Source organism: Leisingera sp. F5 (assembly GCF_001593695.1).
Genome location: NZ_LUKH01000646.1, coordinates 1 through 1,930, shown reverse-complemented (window position 1 = coordinate 1,930; position 1,930 = coordinate 1). Strand labels below are relative to the sequence as shown.

3 protein-coding genes are annotated in these 1,930 nt (G+C 63.7%); 2 read left to right on the top strand and 1 reads right to left on the bottom strand.

Annotation, left to right across the window (positions count from 1 at the left end):
- Together A2I95_RS34325 and A2I95_RS34320 are read left to right on the top strand one after the other, a co-directional pair.
- A partial coding sequence (locus tag A2I95_RS34325; RefSeq protein ID WP_291737002.1) for an acyl-homoserine-lactone synthase occupies positions 1–389 on the top strand: 389 nt, incomplete at its 5' end.
- Positions 390–432: 43 nt separating this feature from the next.
- The gene (locus tag A2I95_RS34320) at positions 433–1,491 is read left to right on the top strand and encodes an NAD-dependent epimerase/dehydratase family protein (protein ID WP_051372051.1); all 1,059 of its coding nucleotides are present in this window, start codon (positions 433–435) and stop codon (positions 1,489–1,491) included.
- Here the strand turns inward: A2I95_RS34320 and A2I95_RS34315 are convergent.
- Positions 1,488–1,930, bottom strand: a 443-nt coding sequence (locus A2I95_RS34315) for an aminotransferase class IV (RefSeq protein ID WP_291736999.1), incomplete at its 5' end; no start/stop codon positions are given. The genes A2I95_RS34320 and A2I95_RS34315 overlap by 4 nt on opposite strands.

Sequence of the window (1,930 nt, the reverse complement as noted above, 5' to 3'; positions counted from 1 at the left end):
CCGATCAGGTGGTCGGCGTCTCGCGGCTGCTGCCGACGTCCTGCACCTATATGATCGAAAAGAGTTTTTCGCAGGAATATGACGGGCCGTTGCCCAAAAGCGACCGCGTCTGGGAAGCGACACGGTTCGGCGTTTGTCGGTCGCTTAACGGCACCGAGCGGTCTGAGGCAATCGACGCGATCACCAGCCGGATCTACAATTTCGGCCAACAGCAGGGCCTGTCAGAGTTTCTGCTGCTTATGCCGCTGTTCATCTATTCGCGGATCCTGATCCCGCGCGGATACGACCTGAAGGTTCTGGGCAAGCCCTGGCGCTGCGGCAAAATGACCATCGCCGTTGCGCGGGTCCGGATTGAACCGGCCGAAAGCACAATCCGGCTGACTGCCTGACTGCCCGTCCGGACAGCGTTCATCACAAAGAGGAAGACCGATTATGCCTGAGGATACCCTCGAGGAATTTTCAATCGCGCCCGGAGACCGTATCTGCGTCACCGGCGGCGGCGGCTATCTGGGCCGCCATGTGGCCGCGGCCTTGCTTGCTCGCGGATTGCGGGTGGTGATCACCCTGCGTGACATTCAAAAGGCGGGCCCGGTCCGGGCCTCGCTGCAGGAGTATCTGGGCAAGGACAGCCTGTCGGTGGAGTTCATCGAGGCTGATCTGACCTCTGACAACGGCTGGGGTCTGGCGGCGCAATCGTGCCGGGCGATCATCCACACGGCCTCGCCCTTTCCTGACCGTCCGCCCAAGAATCCGCAGCATCTGGTGAAACTGGCGGCAGAAGGTACCGAACGGGTGCTGCGCGCCGCTGCCGCCCATGGCACGCGCCGCGTTGTGCTGACGTCCTCTATCGTTGCGGTCACGATGAAACCGCTGGAGCCGGGCCGCCTGTGTTACGATGAAAGCGATTGGAGCGACCCGGAGGACCCCCGCACGGATGCCTATGCGCTGTCGAAACTGAACGCCGAGCGCCGGGCCTGGGCGCTGGCGGATGAGCTGGGCCTGCAGATGACCGTCATCAACCCCGGCCTTGCCTTCGGACCGCCCATCGGCAGCAGCGGCGCGACTTCCATCGGGGTTATTCAGCGTTTCCTGAAAGGCCGGGATCCGGCACTTCCCAATGCGGGTTTTCCCTGTGTCGATGTCCGCGATGCGGCTGAGGCCCATGTGCTGGCTCTGTTGCGCAACGGCGCTTGCGGGCAGCGGATCATCGCCGCCAGTGAAACCCGGACGATGGTTGAAATTGCCAGGGTGATTGCCAAGCAATTCCCGAGCCGGGCCATCAAGACCGGCGCTGCACCGGATTCGATGGTGCGGGCTGCGGCGAAATTCGACCCGGTTCTGCAGAATGTCCTGCCGCATCTGGGTGCTGCGCCGGAGGTGTCCTGCGACCGTGCGCAGGCGCTGCTGGGGCTTAGCTTCCGCCCGATTGACGGCAGCATTGCGGAAACCAGCCGGGTGCTGATGCAGCAGGAACTGGCAGCCGCGGATTAATCCGCGGCCCAGTCCGGCGGGGCCGGCATAATACCGGTTTCCTGTGCAATCCTGTCCCGCAGTAAGCGGGCCAGGGCGCCCCGGAACCGCAGCGAAACCCCGCCAATATTGGTCACCGGCATGATCAACCGCAGGCTGTTGCAGGCGAAAACCTCATCTGCATGCTGCAGGTCCGTAGCGGTGAGCGAGGCTTCTTCGGCGATCAGCCCTGCCTCAGCCGCAAGGCACAACAGAAGCCCCCGGGTCACTCCCGGCAAGACCCCGTCGTGCACCGGCGGCGTGATCAGCCGGCCGCCCTTGATGGCAAAGATATTGGCCATCGTTGTGCAGGCGGCAAAACCGCGGGTGTTCAGGAACAGCGCATCCTCCAGCCCTTTCCGGCGGGCTGTGCCGGTGGCCAGGATTGCGTCGAGATAGGGCGAGGCGGTTTTCCACTGGC

What these genes read in the sequence shown, in the direction of transcription:
- A2I95_RS34320 (WP_051372051.1), top strand. Translation starts at nt 433, where the DNA reads ATGCCTGAGGATACCCTCGAGGAATTTTCAATCGCGCCCGGAGACCGT.